This is a genomic window from Fertoeibacter niger, from assembly GCF_009380135.2.
In the GTDB taxonomy this organism is placed as follows: Bacteria; Pseudomonadota; Alphaproteobacteria; order Rhodobacterales; family Rhodobacteraceae; genus Fertoeibacter; species Fertoeibacter niger.
Window position 1 is genome coordinate 28,352 of record NZ_WHUT02000003.1, and the last position, 20,412, is coordinate 48,763.

Here is a 20,412-nt window from a genome sequence, read left to right on the forward strand (position 1 = left end):
GGCGCGCATGTGCAACCCTGCGCGCCGCCAGAGGCATCAGTTGGCGGTGAGCCAGGCGTTGAACCGCTCGTTCAGTTCCGAGTCATTGTCGACCCAGAAATCCGACGAGGTTTCCAGCGCATTGGCCAGGTTTTCCGGCGCGGTGGGCAGGTTCGGGCCCATCACGGTCTTGCCATCCTTGAAGATGATCTCGGTCGCGTTGGCCGATTTGCGGGCCGGGCCATAGCTGATCTGCTGGGCCTGGGCCTGAAGCCCTTCGGTCGAGGTGGCATAGGCGATGAATTCCAGCGCCTGATCCTTGTTGGGGGCGCCTTTCGGGATGGCATACATCTCGTTTTCGTAAAGCTGGCCGTCCCAGACGATGGTGAAGGGTTTGCCCTCGCCAATCGCGGCGTTGAAGATCCGGCCGTTGTAGGCGGTGGTCATCACCACCTCGCCATCGGCCAGCAGTTGCGGCGGCTGTGCGCCCGCTTCCCACCAGACCACGTCGGACTTGATCGTATCAAGCTTGGCAAAGGCGCGGTCCAGCCCCTCGGGCGTGTCCAGCGTCGCATAGACATCGGCCGGGGCCACGCCATCGGCCATCAGCGCGAATTCCAGCACGGCCTTCGCGCCTTTGCGCATGCCGCGCTTTCCGGGGAATTTTTCAAGATCAAAGAAATCGGCGGCGGTGGTGGGCACCGTGCCGGTCAGCTTGGACGAGTCATAGGCAAAGATGTTCGACCAGATGTCGGTGGACACCGCGCAATCGGTGATGGCGCCCGGCAGGAAGTCATCGGTCGCGGGCGTGCCATCGGCACCGGCGGGCAGGATGGCCGGGTCGATCGGCTCCAGCAGGCCCTCGTCGCAAAGGCGGATCGCATCGGCATATTCCAGCGAGGCCACGTCGATGGTCACGTTGTTGGCCTCGACCATCGCCTTGATCGGCGTGGCGGGGTTGTCGCTGTCAACCATCACGGTCTTGATGCCGGTCTTCGCGGTGAAGGGAATCAGGTGGGCATTGGTCTGGGCCTCGCCATAGGCGCCGCCCCACGACATCACGGTAACATCCGCCTGGGCGGTAAAGGCCACAGCCGTAAGGGCGGTGGTCAAGGCAAGCAGTTTTTTCATTGTCAGGCTCCCTGGTTGAATTTTCTGGCCCCGAGGCGGGGCAGGCTCAGTTGACCGGATCGAGCGCGCGCGCATCTGCGGGTGCCCAGCCGATCCTGATCTTTTCCCCCGGTTGCAGCATGCGCTGGCCCTGGGTGTTGCGCGATTTTATCACGAAATCATCCGATCCGGCGACCCGCAGGCGGGTGCGGAACAGATCACCCATATAGATGAATTCCAGCACCTCGGCGTCAATGGCATGGGCGCCGGGGGGCAGCAGTTCGGGCTTGAATTCCACCCTTTCCGGGCGGATCGAGACCAGCGTGCTTTGCCCCTTGCGGTGCACATTCACCGGGGTTGCGTCGATCAACTCGCCCGTGGGCAGGCGCACCAGGGCGCGGCCATCGGAAATCTCCTCGATCTTGCCATGCAGCTTGTTGTTCTCGCCGATGAACCCCGCGACAAAGGCGTTCTCGGGGCGTTCATAAAGGTCTGACGGGGGCGCAAGCTGCTGGATGCGGCCGTCGTTGAACACGGCGATACGGTCGCTCATGGTCAGCGCCTCGCCCTGATCATGGGTCACATAGACCACGGTGATGCCAAGACTGTCGTGCAGATGCTTGATTTCAAACTGCATATGTTCGCGCAGCTGCTTGTCCAGCGCGCCAAGGGGTTCGTCCATCAACACCAGCGCAGGGTCGAACACCAGCGCGCGGGCCAGTGCGATGCGCTGCTGCTGGCCACCCGAAAGCTGCGCGGGCCGCCGGTTGATGAAGGCATACATCTGCACCATGTCCAGCGCGCGCTTGACTTTGGCCTCGCGGTCGGATTTGGCCATGCCGCGCACTTCCAGCGGGAAGGCCAGGTTTTCACCCACCGTCATGTGCGGGAACAGCGCATAGTTCTGAAACACCATGCCGATGCCGCGCTTGTGGGGCGGCACCTGGTTGATCGGGCGGCCGTCCAGCGTGATCTCGCCGTTCGTGGCCGTCTCGAATCCGGCCAGCATCATCAGGCAGGTGGTCTTGCCCGAACCCGACGGGCCCAGCATGGTCAGGAATTCGCCCTTGCCGATGCCAAGGTTCAGGTCTTTGACGACAAGCGTTTCGCCATCATAGCTTTTCTGCACGTGATCAAACACGACAAAGCCGTCGGCGCGGGTATCAGCAGCCACCCCAGTCTCCCTGTGTATTCCCGGCAGGTTTCCTGCACTTGTCTTGCCCCGACTTAACCGGAAGCCCCGGCGCATTGCAACGATCATGTGGTCGGGCTGCACGCTTGCAGGCAAGCGCCTGAAATTTAAGCAACCCAGGCGCTGAACTGCGCCTGAACTGGCTGTATGCATACAAATTTCAATGCAGGGGAGGCAAATGACAAAGGCGGCCACGGGGGCCGCCTGTCGGTCACTGGTGCGGATAAAAGGACTCGAACCTTCACGGGAGTTACCCCACAGCGACCTCAACGCTGCGCGTCTACCAATTCCGCCATATCCGCATATCGTGGCTTGGTGACGGGTGTTTAGCGAATGGCCCCGGCGAAGGAAAGCAGATTTTTCGCCGGGGAATCGCGGCGGTCCGGCCCCGCCAGACTATTGCCCGATCAGCAGAAACGGCAGTTTCGCAGCCATCGACAGCACCTGGCCTGCGGCCACCGGGGCACCGCCCGCCGCGGCCACCGGTTCGGGCAGCAAAGGCACCGGCGCAGCCACCACCGGCGCAGCCACCACCGGCGCGGGTGCCGGCACCTGGACTGCGGCCTGTTCCACCGGCGCGGGTGCCTCGGGTGTCAGCGGAGCAAAGACCGGCAGGGTGGCCGGCGGCAGCAGATCGGCCCGCCCGCCGATCGTGTAGGCGGCCTTGCGAATCAACTCTGTCCGGTCGGGCAGGCCGGGGGCAAAGATGCTGCCACCGGCCTGCATCGCCTCCAGCCCGGTTTCATACCATTGCAGCGCCAGATCGGGCCGCACCGAGGCACCAAAGCCCTGGGACAGGTGATGGCCCAGCAATTCGCCATAGGCTTTTTCGCCCAGAACGGTCAGCAGCAGGGCCGAGCCGATCGCCACATCCATGTTGTCCGTGGTGTAGCCCACACCGAGGCAGATCGTGGCCGTGCCCGCCAGTTGCGCAGGCGCCATGCCAGAGGCCAGGATGAACCCCTGCACGCCCTGCAACACCTCGTCCCGCGGTTTCAGCGACAGGGCCGAGACGTGATCCTTCAGCACCGGGCCAAACGCCTGGCATTGCTGGGAAATCTGCTGGGGTGTGAAACCGGGCACCTTGCCTGCCAGTTCCTCGCCCGTGGCCATGGCATAGGTGCGCGCCAGGCAGAACTGTTCGCCCAATGCAAACCCGGCGTCGGTCATGGCGGCGGCGCTGGTATAGCCGCCGTTGGTGTTGGTCATCAGGCTGATCTTGTTGCAATGCGACGCCAGCGACACGGTGGTGGGACCGGTTTCAAGGAAGGTCGGCAGGCCCGGCTGGGCGGTGGGCACCGCCGCCGACACGACCGGCTGCGCCGAAGGCACCGGCAGTGTGGGCAGCGCGCCCGCCATGATCGTGCCAGACGGCGGCGGCGGCGCGGCTGGCGTGGCCGCCATCACCGTGCCCTGCCCGCCCTGCCCGATCAGCGTGCAGTCGCCCCGCTGGCAATCAAACATCGCCGGTGTCACGTTGAAGGCCTGAAAATCATTGCGCCTGTAGCCTTCGGGGGTCGAGACGAACACCCGCACCGCGCAGGCCGTGGCGTTGCACCAGAAGGCGCTGCCCGTTACCGAGGTATCCAGCAGGTAATCCGTGCGCCCGTCCTGATTCATGTCGGCCAGTTGGATGAAACCGGCCTTCTGCACCAACTGCGTGCCGGTCGGGTCAGAGTTCAGCGCAATCTCGTCCACCGAGGCCGCCACTTCGGCGGGCAGCCCGCCGTATTTGCCCGATGTTGATGACGCCGTGCGGATGCCAAGCTGTTCGTCCCGATACATCAGCAGCAGGCCCTGCACACCCAGCGGATTGCTGGCGATCTGCTGCGCCGTGGTGGCCCCGCCCGATTGCGCGCGGTAATAGCCATTGACCAGCAGGTCACGCTCATACTGGCTGAGTTGCCCGGTGGCCGGATAGCCCAGCAACGCCTGATACTGCGAGATGGCCGCACGGCTTTTGGGGCCGATCGCCCCGTCAGGCGTGCCGACCGGATAGCCGAAATAGTTCAGCGCCACCTGCACCTCGCGGTTGGCCTCGCGCTGCGCCGAGGAAATGCCCGACGATTTGGTGGACCGGGTGGTGGAGCGTGTCTGCTGCTGCTTGCGTTTCTGCTGATCCTTGGCAATGGCATTGCCGATGATGCCGCCGATGATCGCGCCTGCGATGGCATCACCCGCATCGGCACGCACGGGTTCTGCCGGGGCGAAGGACAGGGCGGCCACGATGCCTGCCGTTGCAATTGCCTTCAACTTCATCACATCTCTCCTAACGGGTGCGGACTCAATAAGCGTCAGCCTAGCATGGGAATCAGGGCTGTCAGGCGATTTTTTCGCCGGGCAGTCAAGGAAACAACGGGAATCTGCGATGTCTTTGGTGGAATGGGCGCATCTTCCGGGTCTGGCCCCCTATGCCGATACCCTGGCCGCGATGGAGGCCCGGGTGGCGCAGATTGCCGCAGGCACCGCACCCGAGGCGATCTGGCTGCTGGAGCATCCGCCGCTTTACACCGCAGGCACATCGGCCAACCCCGCCGACCTGACCGACCCCGGCCGGTTTCCGGTGCATGCGGCGGGGCGCGGCGGGCAATACACCTATCACGGGCCGGGGCAGCGGGTGGCCTATGCGATGCTTGACCTGAACGCACGCGGCCGCGACGTGCGCAAATTCGTCTGCGCGCTGGAAAACTGGGTGATCCTGACGCTGGCCGAATTCAACGTGACGGGCGAACGCCGACAGGGCCGGGTGGGTGTCTGGGTTACACGGCCCGACCTGCCCCCCAACCCCGACGGCAGCCCGCGCGAAGACAAGATCGCCGCCATCGGGGTGAAACTGCGCAAATGGGTCAGCTTCCACGGCATTTCCATCAATGTGGAGCCTGACCTGAGCCATTTCACCGGCATCGTGCCCTGCGGCATCCGCGACCATGGCGTGACCAGTCTGGTGGATCTTGGCCTGCCGGTCACGATGGCCGATCTGGATGCGGCCTTGATCCGCTGCTTTCCCCGCGCGTTCCCCTGAGGCCGCTGCCAATCCGCAGGCCAGACCTGCCTGACCTACCTCGCGCCCAATGGCGCGACGTTTGTGCAGATTTACACGGGCCTCTTGCGGGGCTTCAGTCGCTGCAGCAGCAAACGCGCTGCCTTCCAAAGGAGCACAAGACATGAAAGCAATGTTGGCCCTGACCGCCGCCCTTGCCGCAGCCCCCGCCCTTGCGCAGGACGCAGCCAAGGGCGAGGCAGATTACAAGAAATGCAGGGCCTGCCACATGATCGTGGCCCCCGATGGCACCGAAATTCAGAAAGGCGGCAAGACCGGGCCGAACCTTTACGGCGTGCTGGGCCGTGCCGTGGCGGGCACGGATTTCAACTATGGCGAGTCGATCAAGGCCGTGGGTGCCACCGGTCTGGTCTGGGACGAAGCCCTGCTTGCGGCCTACATGCAGGATCCGACAGCCTGGCTGAAGGAAAAGACCGGCGATTCCGCCGCACGGTCGAAAATGTCGTTCAAGCTGGCCAAGGGCAGCGCCGATATGGTGGCCTATCTGGCCTCGGCCAGCCCGGCCACGGCGGCTGCACCCGCCGCTGCGTCAGAATGACACTGCAAGTTGCCGCAGGCGCGTAGGTTTTCGTGCCCTGCGGCAAAGTCAGACATTGCCGTGGCCGCGCCCGCCCTCTAAAACCGAAAGGGTAAATCAGGTGCGGTCGGGCAGCCTCCGCTCCAGTCTCAAGTCAACGCAACGGGAGGCACGCATGGCCGACGCAGCCATTCATGGCCACGATCATGACACCCGCGGGTTCTTTACCCGCTGGTTCATGTCAACGAACCACAAGGATATCGGCATCCTCTACCTCTTTGCCGGGGGTATTGTCGGTTTCATTTCTGTCGCTTTCACCGTCTACATGCGGATGGAACTGATGGAACCGGGCGTTCAGTACATGTGCCTTGAGGGCGCACGTCTGACCGCTGCCGCCACAACGGCGGAATGCACGCCCAACGGCCACCTCTGGAACGTGCTGATCACGGGCCACGGCATCCTGATGATGTTCTTCGTGGTGATTCCCGCGATGTTCGGCGGTTTTGGCAACTACTTCATGCCGTTGCAGATCGGCGCGCCGGACATGGCGTTCCCGCGGATGAACAACCTGTCGTTCTGGATGTTCATCGCGGGCACGGCACTGGCGATTGCCTCGGTGTTCTCGCCGGGCGGCAACGACCAGCTGGGTTCGGGCGTGGGCTGGGTGCTGTATCCGCCGCTGTCCACCAACGAAGGCGGCTATTCGATGGATCTCGCGATCTTCGCGGTGCACCTTTCGGGCGCCTCGTCGATTCTCGGTGCCATCAACATCATCACCACCTTCCTGAACATGCGCGCCCCCGGCATGACCCTGCACAAGGTGCCCCTGTTCGCCTGGTCGATCTTCGTGACCGCGTGGCTGATCCTGCTGGCGCTGCCGGTGCTGGCCGGTGCCATCACCATGCTGCTGACCGACAGGAACTTCGGCACCACCTTCTTCCAGCCTTCGGGCGGCGGCGATCCGGTGCTGTATCAGCACATCCTGTGGTTCTTCGGCCATCCCGAAGTGTATATCGTGATCCTGCCGGGCTTCGGCATCATCAGCCAGGTTGTCGCCACCTTCTCGCGCAAGCCGATCTTCGGCTATCTGCCGATGGTCTATGCGATGGTTGCCATCGGCGTGCTGGGCTTCGTCGTCTGGGCGCACCACATGTATACCGTGGGCATGTCGCTGACCCAGCAATCCTACTTCATGCTGGCCACGATGGTCATCGCCGTGCCCACCGGGATCAAGATCTTCTCCTGGATCGCGACGATGTGGGGCGGGTCGGTGGAGTTCAAGACACCGATGCTCTGGGCCTTCGGCTTCATCTTCCTGTTCACCGTGGGCGGCGTGACGGGCATCGTGCTGAGCCAGGCCGCGGTGGACCGGGCCTATCACGACACCTATTATGTCGTGGCGCACTTCCACTACGTGATGAGCCTTGGTGCGGTGTTCGCGATCTTCGCAGGCATCTACTACTGGTTCGGCAAGATGTCGGGCCGGCAATACCCGGAATGGGCGGGCAAGCTGCATTTCTGGACGATGTTCATCGGCGCGAACCTCACCTTCTTCCCGCAGCATTTCCTGGGCCGTCAGGGCATGCCGCGCCGCTACATCGACTATCCCGAGGCTTTTGCCACCTGGAACTATGTCTCGTCGATCGGCGCCTTCCTGTCCTTCGCCTCGTTCCTGTTCTTCATCGGCATCGTGGTCTACACCCTGCGCTACGGCAAACGCGTGACCGAGAACAACTACTGGAACGAACACGCCGACACGCTGGAATGGACCCTGCCCTGCCCCCCGCCCGAACACACGTTCGAGCAACTGCCCAAGCAGTCGGACTGGGACAAGGGCCACGCGCACTGATCTTGTGACAGCAATGAACGGCCCCGGAGAAATCCGGGGCCGTTCATTTGCGATCCTGACTGCGCAGCTTTGTCGCGCCAAGTCCCCTTTCCATTGCGCAAGCGGCTGCTAGACTTGCCAGATGCCCTACGAATGGCTTCCAGCCACCCCCACCGAAACCCGGCTGCACCTGTGGCCCTACCGGTCCCTGCCGAAAACCGGGTTCGTCTGGTTCATCGGCGGCACGGCCACGCTTTTGCTGGTGCCTTTGCTGGCCGTCCTTGGCTCGCCCGTGCTGTGGGGGCTGCTGCCGTTCCTCCTGCTGGCGTTGGCCGCCGTCTGGTTCGCTCTCAACCGCAGCTACCGTGACGGCGAGATTGTCGAGCATCTGACCCTGACGCCCGACCGCATCACCCTGACGCGCCACGGCCCCCGGGGCCGCAGGCAGGACTGGCAGGCCAACCCCTATTGGGTGCGGCTGGATCTGCACCGCACCGGCGGGCCAGTTCCGAATTACCTGACCCTTCAGGGCGGCGACCGGCAGGTCGAACTGGGTGCCTTTCTGGCCGAGGACGAACGGCTGGCGCTGCTGGGTGAATTGAACGCCGCCCTGCGCCGTTGCCGCAGCCCGGAACGATGATCCCACGAGCCGGAACGCGGCCCGGTGCCCGGTGCAGCCAAGGCAATGGTCCTGCGACTATTCTGCCATGATCCGGGCCTTTGTGCCGATCCGGTTTCCCCTTTTCCGCCCTGTGCTTTAACTAGCGGCAGCGCGGGTCTTGTTTGGTGATGTCGGCATGACGACGATCTTCTTCATAGTCGATGGACCGGCGCTGGAGGCGCAGGCCACCTTGCTGGCGGCCACGCTGGCGCATCACAACGGCCGCCGTTTCGCCTATGCCGCCTATGTGCCCGCACGCCACCGCGCCGCCTTGCGCCCGGCCACGCGCAGCCTGTTTGAACGCTGCGGCGTGGCGCTGCGCGCATTGCCGGAACCGGCGCAGCCCTGGCGCGTGGCCTATCCGCACGGCAACAAGATACTGGCCGCAGCCGACCGCCGTGCAGGCGACTGGGGCCTGTTTCTGGACACCGACATGATCTGCACCGCCCCGCTGGATCTGGCATCGCTGCAACGCCCCGGCCATGTCGGCCTGCTGCCCGAAGGCGTGCCAAGCTGGGGCCGCACGGGCGACCGCTGGGAACGCGCCTATGCCCATTTCGGCCTGCCCATGCCCACCGAGCGGGTGCAGCTGACCCGGCGCAGGCGGATCAGCTTTCTGCCCTATTTCAACGCGGGTTTCGTGCTGATGCCCGAGGGCGACGTGGCGGATGGGCGCAGTTTTGGCCAGCTGTGGCTGGATACGGCGCTGGATTTCGACTGGAAGGCCGAGGTCGGCGGCAAACGGCCATGGCTGGACCAGATCACGCTGCCGCTGGTGCTGAAACGCTTTGGCCTTGGCTATCATCTGGTGCCGGTGGAGTATAATTTCTCCGTCTCGGCCCGGGCGCATGAACCGGGGGCCGCGCCCGTCATCATGCATTACCATCGCTGGGGCTACACGAACGGCTGGCCGCAGCGCGAACTGGCGCTGGAGGCGCTGGCCATGCAGGCCGGCCCCGCGCTGCGGGCCGAACTGGAGGCGGAGTTCGGCGCCTTCTATACCATGACGACGGTGGAAAAAGGCTAGGCCGGACCGCAAGCGAAGGAAGAGCGGCCTGCAAGGCGCGAAAGGCGTATTGCGCAGCACACCCGGCCCAGAGCGCCGTGCGTTCCCCCGGCCCGGCCCAGAGCGCCGTGCGTTCCCCCGGCCCGGCCCAGAGCGCCGTGCGTTCCCCCGGCCCGGCCCATAGGGCCGTGCGTTCGGCACCAAAACGGTCCCCCGGACCGTTTTGGTGCCTCACCCCAATTTGTCTTTCACTTGCGGGCCGACCGCGCCGAAATCCATCTGGCCCATGTAGCGTGCCTTCAGCACCGCCATCACCTTGCCCATGTCGCGGATCGAGGTGGCCCCCGCCTCGGCCACAGCCACCGCGATCGCCGCCTGCACTTCGTCTGCCGTCAACTGGCGCGGCAGAAACTCTTCGATCACGCTGACTTCCGCCAGTTCCTTTTCCGCCAGTTCCAGCCGCCCGCCCTCTTCATAGGCGCGCGCGCTTTCCTGACGCTGCTTTACCATCCGGCCCAGGATGCCCAGAATGTCGGCATCCGACACCATGGCCTCGGTGCCCTCTTCGCCCCGCGCGGCGATGTCGCGGTCCTTGATGGCGGCATTGATCAGCCGCAGGGTGGACAGACGCTCCACCGCCTTTGCCTTCATCGCTTCCTTCAGGCCTGCTTGCAGCCGGTCACGCACTGTCATCTGGTTCATCCCCGAGCCTTGGCTTCACACCATCGCAAAGCCAGACCATACAGCCTGCCGCCGCGCAAGACAACCAAAGCCGTTTCGTCCAAGCCGTTGAAAAGCATAGGAAACGCTTTTGCGCCGCACCCTTGACCCCGCGCGGCTGCGCCCTTAGTGTCCGGCAGATTTTGCACCACGCATCCACGGGGGAGTCGCCCATGCCCGCCACCAGCCACCAAAGCCAGCCCAAACCCACCGCCTGCCTGGCCCTTGCAGATGGCACCGTGTTCTATGGCATGGGGTTTGGCGCCACGGGGGAAACGGTGGCCGAACTGGTGTTCAACACCGCGATGACCGGCTATCAGGAAATCATGACCGACCCCAGTTATGCCGGGCAGATCGTGACCTTCACCTTTCCACATGTCGGCAATGTCGGCGTGACGGCAGAAGATGACGAAACCGCGCAGCCGGTGGCGGCGGGCATGGTGGTGAAATGGGATCCGACCGAGCCGTCGAACTGGCGCGCCACGGGTGATCTGGAAAGCTGGCTGCTGGCCAAGGGTCGCATCGGCATCGGCGGGCTTGATACGCGGCGGCTGACCCGGGCGATCCGGCAGCAGGGTGCGCCCCATGTGGCGCTGGCCCATGACCCCGAGGGGAATTTCGACATCGGCGCGCTGGTGGCAAGGGCACGCGGCTGGCGCGGGCTCGTGGGGCTTGATCTGGCCAAGGATGTGACCTGCGCGCAATCCTACCGCTGGGATGAAATGCGCTGGGCCTGGCCGCAAGGCCATGTGCGGCGCGAGGGCCCCGGCCTGCGCGTTGTGGCCATCGATTATGGCGCGAAACGCAACATCCTGCGCTGTCTGGCCTCGGCGGGCTGCGAAGTCACCGTGCTGCCCGCTTCGGCCACAGCCGAGGATGTGCTGGCGCTGAACCCCGAGGGTGTCTTTCTGTCCAACGGCCCGGGCGACCCGGCTGCGACGGGCGACTATGCCGTGCCGATGATCCGCGGTGTGCTCGACGCCGACCTGCCGCTGTTCGGCATCTGTCTGGGCCATCAGATGCTGGCGCTGGCGCTGGGGGCCAAGACCGTGAAGATGAACCACGGCCATCATGGCGCGAACCATCCGGTCAAGGATGTGGAATCGGGCAAGGTTGAAATAACCTCGATGAACCATGGCTTTACCGTGGACAGCCAGACCCTGCCCGAAGGCGTGCTGGAAACCCATGTGTCGCTGTTTGACGGGTCGAACTGCGGGATCCGCATGGCCGACCGGCCGGTGTTCTCGGTGCAGTATCACCCCGAGGCCAGCCCCGGCCCGCAGGACAGCTATTACCTGTTCGACCGTTTCGCCGCCGCAATGCGCGCCCGCCGGGCGGCCTGAGGCAACCCCGTTTCGGGCGCATTTGCCGCAGGCGCAGCCGCCGCTGGGCGGTGACGGATATATTTTGTCGTTCCGGCCCGGCTTAACCAAAACTTAAGCCCTTCCGCCCCAGCCTGCGCAAAAGGGGGTGGACCGCCATGACTGCGCACATCCTGCGTCTTTTGCCGAAGGGTGACGGCCCGATGCGCGCCATTCCGGCGGGGGCCAGGGCCACGGGCATTTCCCTGCTGCGTGACGGGCTGGTTGCGCCGCATGCGATGGTGCAGGCGCTGGCACATAATGCGCGGGGCGACGGGGCGCTTGGCCCGCTGCTGCTGGCGCATGGCATGATCAGCGAACAGGTGCTGTATCCGGCGCTGGCGGGCCACAGCGGGCTGGCGCTGATCGACCCCGTGACGCACCCGCCCGACACGCGGCTGATCGACCGGATCGGCGCAAGGGTCTGTCTGCGCCACGGGCTGCTGCCCTGGCGCGATGCGGGCGGGGCTACGGTGGTGATCGCCAGCCAGCCAGAGGCGTTCCTGCGCCACCGCGACCTTCTGGAAACCACTTTTGGCCCGGTGATCGCGGCCCTGGCCCCCGCGCCGCAGATTGCGACCGCTTTGCTGGCCCTGCGTGGTGCGGCACTGCGCGACGCGGCAGAAACCCGGGTGCCGGCTGCGGAAAGCTGCCGCATCAGCCCAAAGGGGGGCGTCCCCCGCTGGGCCTTGGCCTTGCTGGCGGGGGCCGCGCTGCTGCTGGTGCTGGCCCCTGCGGCCGTGCCTTTGGTGCTGCTGGGCTGGGCCGCGCTGACGCTGGCGCTGGCGACCGGGCTGAAACTCGCGGCCGCACTGGTGATGCTGCGCCCCGCACCGCCCGGCCCGCCACCGCCGCTGATCGCGCGGCTGCCTGTCGTGTCGGTCATGGTGGCGCTGTATCACGAGGCCGACATTGCCCCCCGCCTGCTGGCCCGGCTGGGGCGGCTGGATTACCCGCCCGACCGGCTGGATATCCTGCTGGTGGTCGAGGAATGCGATCATGTGACCCGCGCCGCCCTGCAATGTGCCAGCCTTCCCCCCATGATGCGGGTGGTTGTGGTGCCCGACGGCCCGCTGAAAACCAAACCCCGCGCGCTGAATTTCGGGCTGGACCATTGTCGGGGCAGCATCATCGGCGTCTATGATGCCGAGGACGCGCCCGACCCCGACCAGATCCGCCGCGTGGTGGCGCGGTTTCACCAGCGCGGGGCCGAGGTGGCCTGCCTGCAAGGCATTCTCGATTTCTACAACCCGTGCAGCAACTGGCTGTCGCGCTGTTTCACCATCGAATACGCCACCTGGTTCCGCATCCTGCTGCCCGGCATGCAGCGGCTGGGTCTGGCCCTGCCGCTGGGGGGCACGACGCTGTTCTTTCGCCGCAAGGCGCTGGAGGAACTGGGCGGCTGGGATGCGCATAACGTCACCGAAGACGCCGATCTGGGCATGCGGCTGGCACGGCACGGCTACCGCACCGAACTGATCGACACCGTGACGCTGGAAGAGGCGAATGGCCGCGCCCTGCCCTGGATCAGGCAACGGTCGCGCTGGCTGAAAGGCTACATGCTGACCTGGGCCGTGCATATGCGCGACCCCGTGCTGCTGTGGCGGCAGTTGGGGCCGCGCAAATTCGCGGGCTTTCAGGTGCTGTTCCTGGGCACCCTGTCGCAGTTCCTGCTGGCCCCGCTGCTGTGGTCGTTCTGGCTGGTGCCGCTGGGCCTGCCGCATCCCCTGGCCGATGCGCTGCCGGGCTGGGCCGCGCTGGGGCTGCTGGTGCTGTTCGCGCTGACCGAGGCTGTGAACATCACACTGGGCATCAGGGGCCTGCGGCTGACCCGGCACGGGATGAGCGCAATGTGGGTGCCCACGCTTGCGCTGTATTTTCCGCTGGGCGCGCTGGCGTCCTACAAGGCGGTCTGGGAACTGGTGCGCAAACCCTTTTACTGGGACAAGACCAGCCACGGTGTCTTCATCGGTCCCGGCGGGGGCGAATAGGGCCGCGTCGCCCTGTCCGGTTCGTGCGGGGCGGCACCACGGCCACGGCACGCCCGGCGACGGGCCGACAACACGCCGCAGGCGGCCCTCAGCGCAGCTTCAACTCGCCCGCATCCACCCGCAGCCGGGTTTCATAGGCCTGCGAGATATGGCTGCGCAGCGCCACATAGGCGGCGTCACCGTCGCGAGCCTCGATCGCGCGCACGATGTCGTCATGTTCGCCCATCGCCACCTCGTCGCGCCCCTCGGCCGCAAAGGATGTGGTGGCCATCAGCGCCATGGAACGGTGCACCAGATCAAGCTGCTGCACCAGAAACCGGTTGTGCGAGGCCAGATGAATCTGTGCGTGAAACCGGCGGTTGGCCCGGCTCAGCACCCTGGGGTCGCCGCCCAGCAGGCCGCGGTCATCCTCGACCATGCGGCGCAGCACGCGAATCTCTTCATCCGTGGCATGGCGGGCGGCCAGCCGCGCGGCCAGCCCCTCCAGTTCGGTGCGCACGGCGTAAAGTTCGGCCAGCTGGTTGTGGTCAAGGCTGGCCACGATCAGGCTGCGCCCGTCGCGCCGCAGCATCGCCTGGGTTTCCAGCCGTTGCAGCGCCTCGCGCACCGGCGTGCGCGACACGCCCAGCCGCTCGGCCAGTTCAGATTCGACCAGCCGGTCACCGGGTTTGTAAAGCCCGCCGTCAATCGCTTCGAGTATCAGGGTGTAGGCGTCTTTGGGCACGGGTCTTCCGGTCATTGCTGGGCGCGGCCCCGGGCCGCATCCGGCACGTTAGCGCCCAGCGGCCCCGCTGATCAACCGCAATCCATAGCGGCGCACCCTGCGACTGGCCCCGAACCACGCCCGGGGCGCCGGCGGGACGGATTGTCGCTTCGCCCCCACCCCCGTGGCGCGCTATGTTGCCGCCAAAGGGGGCAAATCATGACCCAGACCGATATTTTCATCTCGGGCGGCGGCGTGGCGGGGCTATGCGCGGCGGCGGCCTTTGGCACGGCGGGCTTTTCGGTGATCTGTGCCGATCCCGCCCCCCCCGTCACCGACCGCGAGGCCGAGGGGGCCGACCTGCGCTCCACCGCATTCCTGCAACCCTCGGTCGCGGTGCTGGCGGCCGCGGGGTTGTGGGACCGGCTGGCCCCGCATGCCGCCGCCCTGCAAGTGATGCGGATCATCGACGCGGGCGGGGCGGAGCCCACCCCCCGCCGCATCGCCGATTTCGACGCCGCCGATGTGTCGGACCAGCCCTTTGGCTGGAACCTGCCGAACTGGCTTTTGCGCCGCGAGATGCTGGCCCGGCTGGCCGATCTGCCCAATGTGCGGTTTCTGCCCGGCGTGGCCACCGCCCGGGTGCTGACCCGCGACGCCGAAGCGCGCATCACCCTGTCAGACGGCAGCCACATCAGCGCCCGGCTGGCCATTGCCGCCGACGGGCGCGCATCGCTGCTGCGCGACGCGCTGGGAATCGGCGTGACCACCCTGCGTTATGGCCAGAAGGCGCTGGCCTTCACCGTCAGCCACGCCCTGCCGCATGGCGATGTATCCACCGAAATCCACCGCTCCGGCGGGCCCTTCACGCTGGTGCCGCTGCCCGACCGCGACGGCCAGCCCCATTCCGCCGTTGTCTGGATGGAAACCGGCCCCGAGGCGCTGCGGCTGGCCGGCCTGCCTGTGCCAGAGTTTGAAGACACGCTGAACGCCCGGTCCTGCAACGTTCTGGGGCCGCTGGCGCTGGCCTCGCCCCGCCGGGTCTGGCCGATCATCAGCCAGATTGCCGACAGGATGGCAGGGCAGCGTGTGGCGCTGATCGCCGAGGCCGCGCATGTCATGCCGCCGATCGGCGCGCAGGGGCTGAACATGAGCCTGGCCGATCTGGCCGCGCTGCTGGCCTTGGCCAAGGCCAGCCCCGCCACGCTGGGCGATGCCGCGATGCTGGACAGCTATCACCGCCAGCGCCATGCCGAGGTGCGGACGCGCGTGATGGGCATCGACGCGCTGAACCGGGCCGCCATGCTGGGCGCCCCCGCGCTGCGTGATCTGCGCGGCGCAGGGCTGGGCGCGCTTTACGCCCTCACACCGTTGCGCAAGACGCTGATGCGCAAGGGCCTGAACTTCTAGCGTTCAAAGCACCGCATCCACCACCCGGCGCAAACGCTCCAGCGTGCCCGCCACATCGGTCAGCTTGTCCAGCCCGAACAGCCCCAGCCGGAAGGTGCGGAACGCCGCCCCTTCCCCCACCTGCAACGGCACACCGGCGGCAATCTGCATGCCCTGGGCCAGAAACTTCTTGCCGTTCTGCACCTCGGGGTCGTCGGTATAGCTGACCACGACACCCGGCGCACCAAAACCCTCTGCCGCCACCGACACCACACCCTTGCCCGCCAGCATCGCGCGTACGCCATTGCCCAGTTCCCATTGCGCGGCCTTCAGCGCGACAAAGCCCAGATCGCGGGTTTCCTGCATCGCATCCCGAAAGCCCAGCAAGGCATCGGTGGGCATCGTGGCATGATAGGCATGCCCGCCACCCTCATAGGCCGCCATGATGCCGCGCCATTTCTTCAGGTCGATGGCAAAGCTGTTCGAGGTGGTCTCAGCCAGCCGCGCCGCGGCCCGCGCCGACAGCATCACCAGCCCCGCCGAGGGCGAGGCCGACCAGCCCTTCTGCGGGGCCGAGATCAGCACATCCACCCCCGTGGCCGCCATATCCACCCAGACCGCCCCGCTTGCAATGCAATCCAGCACCAAAAGCGCCCCCACCGCATGCGCCGCCGCCGCCATGGCCGCGATATAGTCATCCGGCAGGATCAACCCTGCACTGGTCTCCACATGCGGGGCGAACACCACATCGGGCCGCGCCTCATGGATCGCCGCCACCACTTCGGCAATCGGCGGCGGCGCATAGGGCGCACGCGGGTCGTTGCCGGTCTGCCGCGCCATCACCACCGTCGTCTGCCCGGCAAAGCCGCCCGCCTCGAATATCTGGCTCCAGCGGTAGGAAAACCAGCCGTTCCGTACGATCAGCGCATGGCCACCGCTGGCAAACTGCCGTGCGACCGCCTCCATAGCATAGGTGCCGCCCCCCGGCACCAGCGCCACGGCATCCGCCGCATAGACCTCGCGCAACAGGGCCGAGATGTCGCGCATCACCCCCTGAAACCGCGCCGACATGTGGTTCAGCGAACGGTCGGTGAAAACCACCGAAAACTCCATCAACCCGTCAGGATCGATATTCTGGTGCAAGGCGTTCATCGGCGGCTCCTCCCGGTTGCCCCCAAGAGATAGGGCATGTCCCCCCATCGTCGCCAGATGAAATCACCTTTCTCATGCTTTCTCATTGGCAAAAGCATCCTCGGGGGCGGGGTCCGGGGAGGGGGCAGACAGCCCCCTCCCCGGCGCTTGGCAAAAGGCGGGGTCGCAGGCAGACAGCCCCCTCCCCGGCGCTTGGCAACGGGCGGGGTCGTGGGCAGACCGCCCCCTCCCCGGCGCTCGGTGAAAGGACGAACTCCGTGAAAAGGCCCGCCGCCTATCCCAGCGGCCCCGGCCGCCGCTCTTCGGTCAGCAGCACATTGGCCTCCACCTGCCCGATGCCCGGCAGCGTCATGATCCGCCGCCGCAGCACCCTTTCGAAATCGGCGATGTCGCGGGCGACCACGCGCAGGCGATAGTCGAACAGCCCCAGCACATGCTGCACCACCTGCACCTCCGGTATCGCCGTTACCGCGCGCTCGAAATCCTCCAGGCTGACGCGGCCCTTGGTGGCCAGCTTCACCCCCAGAAACACCGTCACGCCAAAGCCCAGTGCCGCACGGTCCACCACCAGCCTGCGGCCCGCCAGTATCCCCGCCTCCTCCAACCGCCGCACGCGCCGCCATGTGGCGGGCTGCGACAGGCCGAAACGCCGCCCCAGCGCGCCCGCCGACAGCGTGGCATCCAGCGACAGGGCACGCAACAGGGCGCGGTCGGTATCGTCAAGGTCGATCATGGCTGGCCTTTCATCACAGCGGCAGGGCCTCGGCATCCTTGATCGTGGCGATCAGCATCAGCGCCTCGATATCGGTGATATGCGGCAGCATCAGGATGCGCGACCGATACACGTCGGCATAATGCTGCATGTCGCGGGCGATCACGGTCAGCCGCACATCCACCCGGCCCAGAAAGGTCTCGATCCCCGTCACCTCGGGCACCAGCCGGGCCGCCGCCAGAAATTCGTCAAAGGCGCGCGGCTCGGTCTTGTCCAGCGTGAAACGCAGCGCCACCTCCACCTCATAGCCCAGCCTGCGCCAGTCGATCACCGCCTCTTGCGCCTTTATCACCCCCGCCGCCGTCAGCTTTTCCAGCCGTCGCCAGCCGGTCGCCGCCGTGATGCCCGCGCGTTCGGCCAGTTCCGCGGTGCCCAGCCCGGGATCGGCCAGCAGGTGCCGCAGCAGGCGTCGGTCGGTATCGTCAAGCATGAATTTTCCGCCTTTTGCGCATCTGGTGAATGATTTTTCGCAGAAAAATCGGAAGTGGTCAAATTATGCAGCCATCATCGCGCCCGCATCCCTATTCTGCCCGCCAGATGAACACGAAAGGAACCGCATCATGCGCGTGTATTATGACCGGGACTGCGACATCAACCTGATCAAGGACAAGAAGGTCGCCATTCTGGGCTACGGGTCGCAAGGCCACGCCCATGCGCTGAACCTGCGCGACTCGGGCGCCAAGAACCTTGTCGTCGCCCTGCGCGAAGGCTCGCCCTCGGCCAAGAAAGCCGAAGGCGAGGGGCTGAAGGTCATGGGCATCGCCGAGGCTGCCGCCTGGGCCGACCTGATCATGTTCACCATGCCCGACGAATTGCAGGCCGAAACCTACCGCAAATACGTCCATGACAACATCCGCGAAGGTTCGGCCATCGCCTTTGCCCATGGCCTGAACATCCATTTCGGCCTGATCGAGCCGAAAAAGGGCGTCGACATCATCATGATGGCCCCCAAAGGTCCGGGCCATACCGTGCGCGGCGAATATGTGAAAGGTGGCGGCGTGCCTTGCCTCGTGGCCGTGCACAACGACGCGACCGGCAAGGCGATGGAAATCGGCCTCAGCTATTGCTCGGCCATCGGTGGCGGGCGTTCGGGCATCATCGAGACCAACTTCCGTCAGGAATGCGAAACCGACCTCTTCGGTGAACAGGCCGTGCTGTGTGGCGGTTTGGTCGAGTTGATCCGCATGGGGTTCGAGACGCTGGTGGAAGCAGGCTACGAGCCGGAAATGGCCTATTTCGAATGCCTGCACGAGGTTAAGCTGATCGTCGACCTGATCTATGAAGGCGGCATCGCCAACATGAACTACTCGATCAGCAACACCGCCGAATATGGCGAATACGTCAGCGGCCCGCGCATCCTGCCCTACGAGGAAACCAAGGCCCGCATGAAAGCCGTGCTGACCGACATCCAGACCGGCAAGTTCGTGCGCGATTTCATGCAGGAGAATGCCGTTGGCCAGCCGTTCTTCAAGGCGACCCGCCGGATCAACGATGAACACCAGATCGAGAAAGTCGGCGAAAAACTGCGCGCAATGATGCCGTGGATTTCCAAAGGCAAGATGGTGGACAGGGCAAGGAACTGATCTTCCGCCACGCGAATGAAAAATTCAGGGCGCAGTAGTGGATTGCTGCGCCCTCATGAATGTTTGGTGTCCTCTTGAAAAGCACACCAGATAACCCTACAGTTTAACAATAAACTGAGCGGAAACAGCGAAATCATGATAATTCACAAATTTCAATTAAAACTAGGTAAAATCAATGCTTGAGCGTTTACATTCGACGATGCGTCGCCTCACTGGAAGCATAATGCATGCACTACGGCAGCAGGATGAAAGCCACGATCATGACAGGATCCTTACACCATTATCTAAACATATAGTTTCAAAGATCATATTGGAAAAAGACCCAGCAAAACGATACGATTTTATCAAGAACTACTATGACTACGCACGCAAAGAAATCGAGCGCGAAGACGATATAACCTACAAGAGACTGAATCTCACTCTGATTTTTCAAGGATTCATTATCACCTCCTTCGCACTAATGGTCAACGAGCTAATGAAGACACCTGCCGACCTTGACTACTTAAACTTTTTCGCACGCCTTTCCTTTATTTGCGCCATTTCCATCCTCGGAGCTTCGCTTGCTTTTTTTTCCTTCAGGAGTGTGGAGTCGTCACGACGCTCGCTCCTCTGGGCCAAAGATCAATGGGTGATCTTTAACCGGATAAATGACATGCCCTACCCCAGCCTTTTCCCGCAACTAACAAAGAGGTCAAATTGGCACAGCTATGAGCCAACACATGATGGTGAAAGAAAGCAATTAACCGACGCAGAACTCGAAGGAGACAGTTATTTTAGCAAAGGGGCTCAATGGCGCTCATATAAAGACGAAGGTTGGGACTTCGCCCTTGCTATACCATCCCCTCTAATCCTTTTCTGGTTGACCATGATATCAATCACATCCGGCCTTTTCATGCTCAATGCGGGAAAAAACACTCTTCAATACATATTCTAAATTTCCGAGACATGTTTTATCAATTGAGTACCCGCCGCATCAACGGTAAACACCAGATCGAACTGCTGATCGAGTAGCTGCGCGCGATGATGCCGTGGATTTCCAAAGGCAAGATGGTGGACCGCGCGCGGAACTGATTTTCACGCGACCAAATAGAACAGGCGCCCCGGGGGGCGCCTGTATTCACTTTGAGCATCGGGTCTCCACCCCTCCCAGCCGTTCCGCGTCAGCGGGTCATTCCAGCAAGGGCCGCACATGGCGGCGCTGTTCGGCCAGCGGCAGCAGAAACGCCACGCCACCCTGCGGGCCATCCTTGGCCAGCGTCGATTTTGGCGCATGCGGGTCATGCCGCCGCTCTTCAACCCTCGCCTTGCTGGCAAGGGAAAGAACGCTGACCGCCAGAATGGTGAACAGCGACAGGAACGGGACGAGCCAGGAAAAATCCATTGTAGC

Annotated in this window: 19 protein-coding genes, 1 tRNA gene and 1 pseudogene; 11 read left to right on the forward strand and 10 right to left on the reverse strand. The window is 64.4% G+C overall.

The genetic code is table 11. The features are described 5' to 3' along the window. Nucleotides 1–36 precede the first annotated feature (36 nt). The 4 genes from GEU84_RS05740 to GEU84_RS05755 all read right to left on the reverse strand — a co-directional run bounded on the left by GEU84_RS05740 (nucleotide 37) and on the right by GEU84_RS05755 (nucleotide 4,540). Entirely contained in the window at nucleotides 37–1,110 is a 1,074-nt protein-coding gene (locus GEU84_RS05740; RefSeq protein ID WP_152825032.1) for an ABC transporter substrate-binding protein, read from the reverse strand. A 46-nt stretch (nucleotides 1,111–1,156) separates the two neighbouring features. Next, nucleotides 1,157–2,263 (reverse strand): ABC transporter ATP-binding protein, encoded by a 1,107-nt coding sequence (locus GEU84_RS05745; RefSeq protein ID WP_338144763.1) that lies wholly within the window; start codon nucleotides 2,261–2,263, stop codon nucleotides 1,157–1,159. 233 nt (nucleotides 2,264–2,496) lie between these two features. After that, nucleotides 2,497–2,583, reverse strand: a tRNA-Leu gene (locus GEU84_RS05750). Nucleotides 2,584–2,677: 94 nt separating this feature from the next. After that, complete coding sequence (locus GEU84_RS05755; RefSeq protein WP_152825030.1) at nucleotides 2,678–4,540, reverse strand: peptidoglycan-binding domain-containing protein; 1,863 nt, start codon at nucleotides 4,538–4,540, stop codon at nucleotides 2,678–2,680. On the opposite strand from GEU84_RS05755, the gene lipB reads away from it, so the two are divergent. From lipB to GEU84_RS05780, 5 genes are all read left to right on the forward strand, one after another. Then, nucleotides 4,509–5,303 (forward strand): lipoyl(octanoyl) transferase LipB, encoded by a 795-nt coding sequence (lipB, locus tag GEU84_RS05760; protein WP_152825028.1) that lies wholly within the window; start codon nucleotides 4,509–4,511, stop codon nucleotides 5,301–5,303. The two genes, GEU84_RS05755 and lipB, sit on opposite strands and share 32 nt — an antisense overlap. A gap of 142 nt (nucleotides 5,304–5,445) precedes the next feature. Next, nucleotides 5,446–5,880, forward strand: a complete 435-nt coding sequence (locus tag GEU84_RS05765) for a c-type cytochrome (protein ID WP_152825026.1) — start codon at nucleotides 5,446–5,448, stop codon at nucleotides 5,878–5,880. A 154-nt stretch (nucleotides 5,881–6,034) separates the two neighbouring features. Continuing rightward, a complete protein-coding gene (gene ctaD, locus GEU84_RS05770) occupies nucleotides 6,035–7,708 on the forward strand; it encodes a cytochrome c oxidase subunit I (RefSeq protein WP_152825024.1) in 1,674 nt (557 codons plus the stop codon). Between the two features lie 121 nt (nucleotides 7,709–7,829). Next, nucleotides 7,830–8,327: a DUF2244 domain-containing protein gene (locus GEU84_RS05775; protein ID WP_152825022.1), complete on the forward strand. Its 498-nt coding sequence runs from the start codon at nucleotides 7,830–7,832 to the stop codon at nucleotides 8,325–8,327. 157 nt (nucleotides 8,328–8,484) lie between these two features. Then, nucleotides 8,485–9,375 (forward strand): hypothetical protein, encoded by an 891-nt coding sequence (locus GEU84_RS05780; protein ID WP_152825020.1) that lies wholly within the window; start codon nucleotides 8,485–8,487, stop codon nucleotides 9,373–9,375. Between the two features lie 210 nt (nucleotides 9,376–9,585). Here the strand turns inward: GEU84_RS05780 and GEU84_RS05785 are convergent, their stop codons facing one another. Beyond that, the gene (locus tag GEU84_RS05785) at nucleotides 9,586–10,047 is read right to left on the reverse strand and encodes a GatB/YqeY domain-containing protein (RefSeq protein WP_152825157.1); all 462 of its coding nucleotides are present in this window, start codon (nucleotides 10,045–10,047) and stop codon (nucleotides 9,586–9,588) included. A gap of 200 nt (nucleotides 10,048–10,247) precedes the next feature. On the opposite strand from GEU84_RS05785, the gene carA reads away from it, so the two are divergent. Together carA and GEU84_RS05795 are read left to right on the forward strand one after the other, a co-directional pair. Then, nucleotides 10,248–11,417 (forward strand): glutamine-hydrolyzing carbamoyl-phosphate synthase small subunit, encoded by a 1,170-nt coding sequence (carA, locus tag GEU84_RS05790; protein ID WP_152825018.1) that lies wholly within the window; start codon nucleotides 10,248–10,250, stop codon nucleotides 11,415–11,417. Nucleotides 11,418–11,554: 137 nt separating this feature from the next. Next, entirely contained in the window at nucleotides 11,555–13,426 is a 1,872-nt protein-coding gene (locus GEU84_RS05795; protein WP_152825016.1) for a glycosyltransferase, read from the forward strand. Between the two features lie 88 nt (nucleotides 13,427–13,514). On the opposite strand, the gene GEU84_RS05800 is transcribed toward GEU84_RS05795, so the two are convergent. Continuing rightward, the gene (locus GEU84_RS05800; RefSeq protein ID WP_174539349.1) at nucleotides 13,515–14,150 is read right to left on the reverse strand and encodes an FCD domain-containing protein; all 636 of its coding nucleotides are present in this window, start codon (nucleotides 14,148–14,150) and stop codon (nucleotides 13,515–13,517) included. A 198-nt stretch (nucleotides 14,151–14,348) separates the two neighbouring features. Here GEU84_RS05800 and GEU84_RS05805 point away from each other — a divergent pair, with 198 nt between their 5' ends. Then, nucleotides 14,349–15,539 (forward strand): UbiH/UbiF family hydroxylase, encoded by a 1,191-nt coding sequence (locus GEU84_RS05805; RefSeq protein ID WP_152825012.1) that lies wholly within the window; start codon nucleotides 14,349–14,351, stop codon nucleotides 15,537–15,539. 3 nt (nucleotides 15,540–15,542) lie between these two features. Here the strand turns inward: GEU84_RS05805 and GEU84_RS05810 are convergent, their stop codons facing one another. The 3 genes from GEU84_RS05810 to GEU84_RS05820 form a co-directional block, all read right to left on the reverse strand. Continuing rightward, nucleotides 15,543–16,670: an aminotransferase class V-fold PLP-dependent enzyme gene (locus GEU84_RS05810; RefSeq protein WP_152825009.1), complete on the reverse strand. Its 1,128-nt coding sequence runs from the start codon at nucleotides 16,668–16,670 to the stop codon at nucleotides 15,543–15,545. A gap of 274 nt (nucleotides 16,671–16,944) precedes the next feature. Continuing rightward, nucleotides 16,945–17,403 (reverse strand): Lrp/AsnC family transcriptional regulator, encoded by a 459-nt coding sequence (locus tag GEU84_RS05815; protein WP_152825007.1) that lies wholly within the window; start codon nucleotides 17,401–17,403, stop codon nucleotides 16,945–16,947. A 13-nt stretch (nucleotides 17,404–17,416) separates the two neighbouring features. Further along, nucleotides 17,417–17,872 (reverse strand): Lrp/AsnC family transcriptional regulator, encoded by a 456-nt coding sequence (locus GEU84_RS05820; protein ID WP_152825005.1) that lies wholly within the window; start codon nucleotides 17,870–17,872, stop codon nucleotides 17,417–17,419. 130 nt (nucleotides 17,873–18,002) lie between these two features. Between GEU84_RS05820 and ilvC the strand changes: the two genes are divergently transcribed. The 3 genes and pseudogenes from ilvC to GEU84_RS05835 form a co-directional block, all read left to right on the forward strand. After that, nucleotides 18,003–19,025, forward strand: a complete 1,023-nt coding sequence (ilvC, locus tag GEU84_RS05825; RefSeq protein ID WP_152825003.1) for a ketol-acid reductoisomerase — start codon at nucleotides 18,003–18,005, stop codon at nucleotides 19,023–19,025. A gap of 199 nt (nucleotides 19,026–19,224) precedes the next feature. Next, on the forward strand, nucleotides 19,225–19,959 hold the full coding sequence (locus tag GEU84_RS05830) for a hypothetical protein (RefSeq protein ID WP_174539350.1): 735 nt from the start codon (nucleotides 19,225–19,227) through the stop codon (nucleotides 19,957–19,959). Nucleotides 19,960–19,976: 17 nt separating this feature from the next. Continuing rightward, nucleotides 19,977–20,096 (forward strand): annotated as a pseudogene (locus GEU84_RS05835) (ketol-acid reductoisomerase); the annotation flags it as partial. A gap of 97 nt (nucleotides 20,097–20,193) precedes the next feature. On the opposite strand, the gene GEU84_RS05840 reads toward GEU84_RS05835, so the two are convergent. Beyond that, entirely contained in the window at nucleotides 20,194–20,406 is a 213-nt protein-coding gene (locus GEU84_RS05840) for a hypothetical protein (RefSeq protein ID WP_152824999.1), read from the reverse strand. Nucleotides 20,407–20,412 lie beyond the last annotated feature (6 nt).